General features: G+C 38.7%; 7 protein-coding genes. 4 read left to right on the plus strand and 3 right to left on the minus strand.

From position 1 onward, the window contains the following. Positions 1 to 66: 66 nt before the first annotated feature. Positions 67 to 354: a hypothetical protein gene (locus tag V7659_RS29265; RefSeq protein ID WP_335543556.1), complete on the minus strand. Its 288-nt coding sequence runs from the start codon at positions 352 to 354 to the stop codon at positions 67 to 69. Positions 355 to 677: 323 nt separating this feature from the next. Between V7659_RS29265 and V7659_RS29270 the strand changes: the two genes are divergently transcribed. After that, positions 678 to 1,868 (plus strand): glycine C-acetyltransferase, encoded by a 1,191-nt coding sequence (locus tag V7659_RS29270; RefSeq protein ID WP_335543557.1) that lies wholly within the window; start codon positions 678 to 680, stop codon positions 1,866 to 1,868. A gap of 39 nt (positions 1,869 to 1,907) precedes the next feature. Continuing rightward, a complete protein-coding gene (locus tag V7659_RS29275) occupies positions 1,908 to 2,852 on the plus strand; it encodes an L-threonine 3-dehydrogenase (protein ID WP_335543558.1) in 945 nt (314 codons plus the stop codon). Between the two features lie 287 nt (positions 2,853 to 3,139). On the opposite strand, the gene selD is transcribed toward V7659_RS29275, so the two are convergent. Then, positions 3,140 to 4,207: a selenide, water dikinase SelD gene (gene selD / locus V7659_RS29280; RefSeq protein WP_420491371.1), complete on the minus strand. Its 1,068-nt coding sequence runs from the start codon at positions 4,205 to 4,207 to the stop codon at positions 3,140 to 3,142. Positions 4,208 to 4,336: 129 nt separating this feature from the next. On the opposite strand from selD, the gene V7659_RS32205 reads away from it, so the two are divergent. Further along, entirely contained in the window at positions 4,337 to 4,576 is a 240-nt protein-coding gene (locus V7659_RS32205; RefSeq protein ID WP_420491788.1) for an Rdx family protein, read from the plus strand. 98 nt (positions 4,577 to 4,674) lie between these two features. Here the strand turns inward: V7659_RS32205 and V7659_RS29285 are convergent, their stop codons facing one another. After that, positions 4,675 to 5,073: an Hsp20/alpha crystallin family protein gene (locus V7659_RS29285; RefSeq protein ID WP_335543559.1), complete on the minus strand. Its 399-nt coding sequence runs from the start codon at positions 5,071 to 5,073 to the stop codon at positions 4,675 to 4,677. 168 nt (positions 5,074 to 5,241) lie between these two features. Between V7659_RS29285 and selA the strand changes: the two genes are divergently transcribed. Next, positions 5,242 to 6,594, plus strand: a 1,353-nt coding sequence (gene selA, locus V7659_RS29290; protein ID WP_335543560.1) for an L-seryl-tRNA(Sec) selenium transferase, incomplete at its 3' end; no start/stop codon positions are given.

The following is a 6,594-nucleotide window of genomic DNA, read 5'->3' on the forward strand; positions in this document are numbered from 1 at the left end:
ATTTGATTGGAATTTTGGCATCACATACAAAACGACCTTCTATTTGAGGACCCAAGCAAAGGTCAGTTACTTCTTCTTTTTCTCCTTTGAGACGATCTTAATCACCTTATAACCTGGTTTCATTTTAATCTTTTGAACTCCATTATTGGTTGTCACTTGATACATGGTAAATTTCCGAGGTTGACGTTCGAGTACGTCGATCTTCTTAATTGTCTCTTTTTGAAAATATTTATGTAGTTTCTTGGTTTGCTTTTCTTGTTTTTCACCATAAAGGAGATCGTAGGCGAAGATAAATAAAAATATAAATACAGCACCAAGGATAAGTGTGTACAAGACAGAATATAAAAATGACAAGGTTGACATCCTTTCTTAAAAGCAATCGAGAGCATCTACGTCTTTAAGAAACCATTATAAAGGAAAAGCAATCTATTTTTAAGTTAATGTTAGTGAATTATCTTAAGAAATAACATTATTTTGATTTGGGTACTCTAATAGGATATAAAAAATATTTTTCTTTTTTGTCCACTATATATGAACAAATTAAAAAATTTATGATAAAGTATACAATAGGAATCCTTTAATACCGCTATTTAACAGCAAATTAATGTCCACCTGAAACGGACAACTGTTTTTCCGCAAATGACATTAAAGGTTCAAATAATAAGGGGGTATAAATAATGTCTAGTCATATTTTGGAGCAATTTTTAAATGAAAATCTTGAGGATTTAAAGGGAAAAGGCCTATACAATGTCATTGATCCACTAGAAAGCCCGAATGGTCCTGTTATCACAATAAACGGAAGAGAACTTGTTAATCTTTCTTCTAATAACTATTTAGGTTTAGCAACCGATGAACGTCTGAAAAAAGCTGCTGCAGAGGCTATTGAAACCTACGGTGTTGGTGCAGGGGCCGTCCGTACGATCAACGGAACACTCAAGCTGCATGTGGAACTCGAAGAAAAATTGGCTGAATTTAAACATACTGAAGCAGCGATTGCCTATCAATCTGGATTTAATTGCAACATGGCAGCCATTTCCGCTGTTATGGATAAAAACGATGCGATTCTCTCAGATGAATTAAATCATGCGTCAATCATTGACGGCTGTCGGCTTTCGAAAGCAAAAATCATCCGAGTTAATCACTCTGACATGGAAGATTTACGTACAAAAGCAAAAGAAGCAAAAGAGTCAGGTCTTTACAACAAGATTATGGTGATCACCGATGGAGTCTTCTCCATGGATGGCGATATTGCTCTGCTTCCCGAAATCGTTAAGATTGCTGAAGAATTTGACTTAATCACCTATGTTGACGATGCCCATGGATCAGGTGTACTTGGAGATGGGGCAGGGACTGTCAAGCATTTTGGTCTTTCTGATAAAATTGATTTTCAAATTGGCACATTATCCAAAGCAATTGGTGTAGTTGGCGGATATGTGGCGGGTAAAAAGAATCTTATAGATTGGTTAAAAGTTCGCAGCCGCCCATTCCTATTTTCTACTTCGCTAACTCCTGCAGATGTGGCAGCGAGCAAGAAGTCGATTGAAATCCTCATGGAAAGCACGGAGCTTAACGAGAAACTATGGGAGAATGGCAATTATCTTAAAAAAGGCTTAAAAGAGCTAGGTTTTAATATTGGTAACAGCGAAACACCGATCACACCTTGTATTATTGGCGATGAAGCACTTACTCAACAATTCAGCAAACGTTTGAATGAAGAAGGGGTTTATGCAAAGGCCATTGTTTTCCCAACTGTACCAAAAGGGACCGGACGTGTTCGTAACATGCCAACAGCAGCACATTCAAAAGAATTGCTCGATCGTGCAATTGCAATATATGAAAAAGTCGGTAAGGAAATGGGTGTTATCTAAAAATTTTTTAACCTAAGTGAAGAGGACGGAGAAACGACGATGAAGCGTATTTTAATCACAGGTGCTTTAGGGCAGATTGGATCAGAATTAACTTTAAAGCTACGAGACATTTATGGCGCGGATAACGTTATTGCGACAGATATCAAAAAGAATGACAGTGAAGCTGCTCAAAGCGGCCCATTTGAGACTATTGATGTAACAGATTTAAACCGAATGGTGGAAGTAGCTAAAAAATACAATGTTGATACGGTTATGCACTTAGCCGCATTATTATCAGCCACTGCGGAAGCAAAACCGGTATTTGCATGGAATTTAAACATGGGCGGGTTGATGAATGGACTTGAAACGGCAAAGGAACTAAAAGCACAATTTTTCACACCTAGTTCGATTGGTGCTTTTGGGCCTTCAACTCCTAAAGACAACACCCCTCAAGATACAATTATGCGACCTACTACGATGTACGGGGTCAATAAAGTGGCTGGGGAATTATTGTCTGACTACTATTTCTATAAATTCGGAGTCGATACCCGCGGCTTACGTTTTCCTGGATTAATTTCCTATGTCGCACTTCCTGGTGGGGGAACCACTGATTATGCGGTTGAAATTTACTATGAAGCGGTCAAAAATGGAAAATATACTTCTTACATTGATAAAGGTACTTATATGGATATGATGTATATGCCGGATGCCTTGAATGCGATTGTTGATCTAATGGAGGCCGAATCCTCTAAATTAATCCATCGCAATGCTTTTAATGTTACGGCAATGAGCTTTGATCCAGAGGAAATTGCTGCTTCCATCGCAAAGTTTGTACCTGGATTTGAAATTTCGTATAAAGTGGATCCTGACCGTCAAAAAATAGCAGAAAGTTGGCCGAATTCTATTGATGCTACAGCAGCAAAAGAGGAATGGGGCTTTAAATACGCATTTGACTTGGATAAAATGACAAAGGACATGGTGGAAAAACTACGTCAGAAGATATAATCTCAATAATCCCGAGCCGAAATGGTTCGGGATATTTTAAATTGACATTTTTGGACCGAATTTCTACATCGAGCCTGCAGAAAAGTTGCCTTTTTTGAGCATAAGACACCTTATCTGCCGGTTTTAGCAATTTATCAGCCACTTTAAAATTTTATCGGCCGCTTTTTGAATTTAACGGCCGCTTTTAACATTTTATCTGCCTCTTTTAGATTTTATCGGCCACTTCCATTTTATTGTAAAATATTCCCTCAGTAAAAAAAGAAACAGCGAACCCACAGGGCTTGCTGTTATCTTTTCACATAAATATATTTTTCCTTTTTCTCCGTAACTCTTCCTACAATCGAAGCATAAGCCAATCCACTAGTACGAAGTTTGTCCACATATTTAACTGCTTCCTGTTCACTGAGAGAGACAAACAAACCGCCGGAAGTAATCGCATCACAAAGGAGAAGTTGCTCCTCAGGAAGGATCTCCTCATAGACAACATCCTCCGCTAACCATTTATGATTCGCCTTCGAACCACCGGGAACTACACCATTTTTAGCTAATTCTAGTGCACCTTCTAAAACAGGTACTTGTGAGAGTGAGAATTCAAAACTGACATTACTACCGCGTGCCATTTCACTACCATGACCTAGTAATCCAAATCCAGTTATATCTGTGACAGCGTGGGGGTGAAATTCTGTTAACACTTCAGCTGCCACCTTATTTAGCGCTGCCATGGTGTCAGTCACAATTTGTTCCTGTTCTGGTGTTACCACGCTTCTTTTAATGCCCGTTGTAATGATTCCAACACCAATTGGCTTCGTCAACACAAGGACATCACCTGGCTCGGCCCCGACATTTTTCCACACTTTATCTGGGTGGACGATTCCAGTTACAGATAATCCAAATTTAGGTTCTTGGTCATCAATAGAATGGCCGCCCACGGTAATCGCTCCGGCTTCCTTTACTTTATCAGCAGCGCCACGTAGTATGTCTGAGAGCATTTCTGCACCCAATTTTTTAATCGGGAAGCCGACAATATTCAAGACTGTTTTGGGTTCTCCGCCCATTGCATAAACATCACTTAATGCATTTGCAGCGGTGATTTGTCCAAACATATAAGGGTCATCCACAATAGGGGTAAAGTAATCTACGGTCTGAATTAGTGCGATGGAGTCAGTTAATTGATAAACCCCAGCATCATCAGATGTATCAAGTCCCACTAATAATTCTGGAACAGGTTCTTGTTTCGGTAAATGACGCAAAACTTGCGCCAGGTCCTCAGGACCAATTTTGCAGCCTCAACCAGCTTTTGTTGATAAAGAGGTCAAGCGTATTTTATCATGTTCACTCAACGTGTCCACCTCCATTATTATAGTATAACTCTTTCCCAAAAAATCCGCACGGATAGACAAAAAAATTGTAGTGTTAGAAGGTTTAGGGTAAAATATTAACACTATCACGAAGTAGTAAACTCATTTTTTTGGAGGCTGTTTTCTATGAAGAATTACCATATTATTGTAGAATTTTGCATGCAATGAAACTACGCACCTAAAGCCGCGAGTTTCGCGGAAGAGCTATTTAATCACTTTTTTAGAGATATTCAAAAGTTAGAACTAATTCCAAGTTCAGGCGGCGCATTTGAAGTGACCGTGAATGGCGAGAAGATCTATTCCAAGCTTGAAACAGGAGTATTCCCGGATACAGACGAAATGATCGAAATCATTTCCCAAAAATAAAAAGCAGCCCTCTGGTCCAAAAGGATTAGAGGGCTGCTTTATTATCTATAATAATATTATGTCAACTGATGTACAAAAAATAATACCACATATTGAATTTAAGGCAGGGTAATGTATCTATTTTTTCCTACACATCTATCTGTTTTTGAAATCACAACTTCTAATATTCCATTACTAAAAGTTGCATAAATTGTCTGATTTACGACTTGAAACGGAAAGTTGATGGTCCGTACACGTTTCTGTTGTTTCATGGAAGGGGGGTATTTAGACGCAGATATCACTAAGTTATTTCCTTCTATATATACCTTTATTTCAGAAGTTTCAAATTCATTTAAGATGGCCTCGACAATCCATTCCTTCTCTGTCTCATACAGATCGATTTGAAATTGGGTTGCATCATAATAAGATGTAAGTGGATCGAGAAAATATTCTTCCAGCCATTTTTCTACTTCCTCAAAGTCAAAGCTTTGATTTTTCAGTTGTTTCTTTTTTGACATATTTAATCCCCCTTGCTCGTTTCATTTTATTCATAAGGGATAAAAATGTGAAAATGATATGCTATAATTGTAATGCCGAAGCGCCCCTTTCCTAAGTATCATCATTGGATAGGAATAGAAGTAAGTATATATTATAGAAACAGAACAATTGTTAAAGGAGTTTTTATCTTGAAAGAGTGGCTACGCTCCATCCCAGCGGTCCATGAACTTCAAAATCATCAGAGGTTTTTGAATCTGCTGAAAGAAAGTCAGTTAGATCAAATAAATTTGACCAAGAAACTTAAAGATGTCATTGAAAGCATTAGAGGGGCAATTCTTTATGATAATTGGCCAGGTGCTAGACCAGGGACCAACGATTTTCTTGACGACCTATTTTCTATCCTCGAATCAAATATAAAGAAACAGTATTCTTATACTATTGAAAAAGTCATCAATGCGACTGGAACGATTTTACATACGAACTTAGGAAGGGCTAGATTGAGCGAAAATGCAATCAACCATGTGATTGAGACAGCAAGGAACTATTCCAATCTTGAGTACAAGTTATCTGAAGGCGAAAGAGGCTCACGACATAGTCATGTTGAAGCATTAATTAAAGAGATCACTGGGGCTGAAGCAGCCATGGTGGTTAATAATAATGCTTCTGCTGTTTATCTTGTCTTAAGAGCCCTCGCTGCTCAAAAAGAAGTCATTGTTTCGAGGGGGCAACTTGTTGAAATTGGCGGCTCGTTTCGAATTTCTTCCATTATGGAAGAGAGTGGGGCAAACCTAGTAGAAGTGGGCACCACCAATAAAACACACCTCTATGATTATGAAAAAGCAGTCAGTCCAGACACAGCGATTCTCATGAAGGTTCATACAAGTAACTTTAAAGTCATTGGATTTACCAAATCGGTCGAAACAGAAAAACTGGTTGATCTTACGCAACGATTGGATGATGTCATTTTTTACGAAGATCTCGGAAGCGGAGCATTATATGATTTCAGGAAGCATGGCATTGGTGAAGAACCTGTTGTAAAAGAGGTCATAGAATTAGGGGCAGATGTTGTATCTTTTAGTGGAGACAAGCTCCTTGGCGGGCCACAGGCAGGGATTATTGCTGGTAAAAAAGAAATCATCGACCGCCTAAAAAAACACCAATTGGCACGTGTACTACGTGTTGATAAGATGACGTTAGCTGCATTAGAAGGTACGCTAATCGATTATGCCCGCGGTGAAACTGGAATGGTAAATATTCCAACGCTTCGAGATTTATTAGTATCTCTTGAAGAATTAGACGTTCGATCAAAGTCTTTTGTTACAAACTTATTACAAAATACTAGAAAATATGTTACAAAAATTACTGAGGCAACCAGTCAAGTGGGTGGGGGAACGATGCCTGATGTGGAGCTTCCAACTATGGTTATCGCTTTGAAACACTGTACTCTGACTGCGGAACAGCTTGGAAGAAAACTTCGCACAGAAGCGAAGCCGGCTATTGTCGGACGGATCCAAAAAGATGAATTTATTATTGATTTACGA

The organism is Neobacillus drentensis (assembly GCF_036966985.1).
Classification (GTDB): Bacteria; Bacillota; Bacilli; order Bacillales; family Cytobacillaceae; genus Neobacillus; species Neobacillus drentensis_E.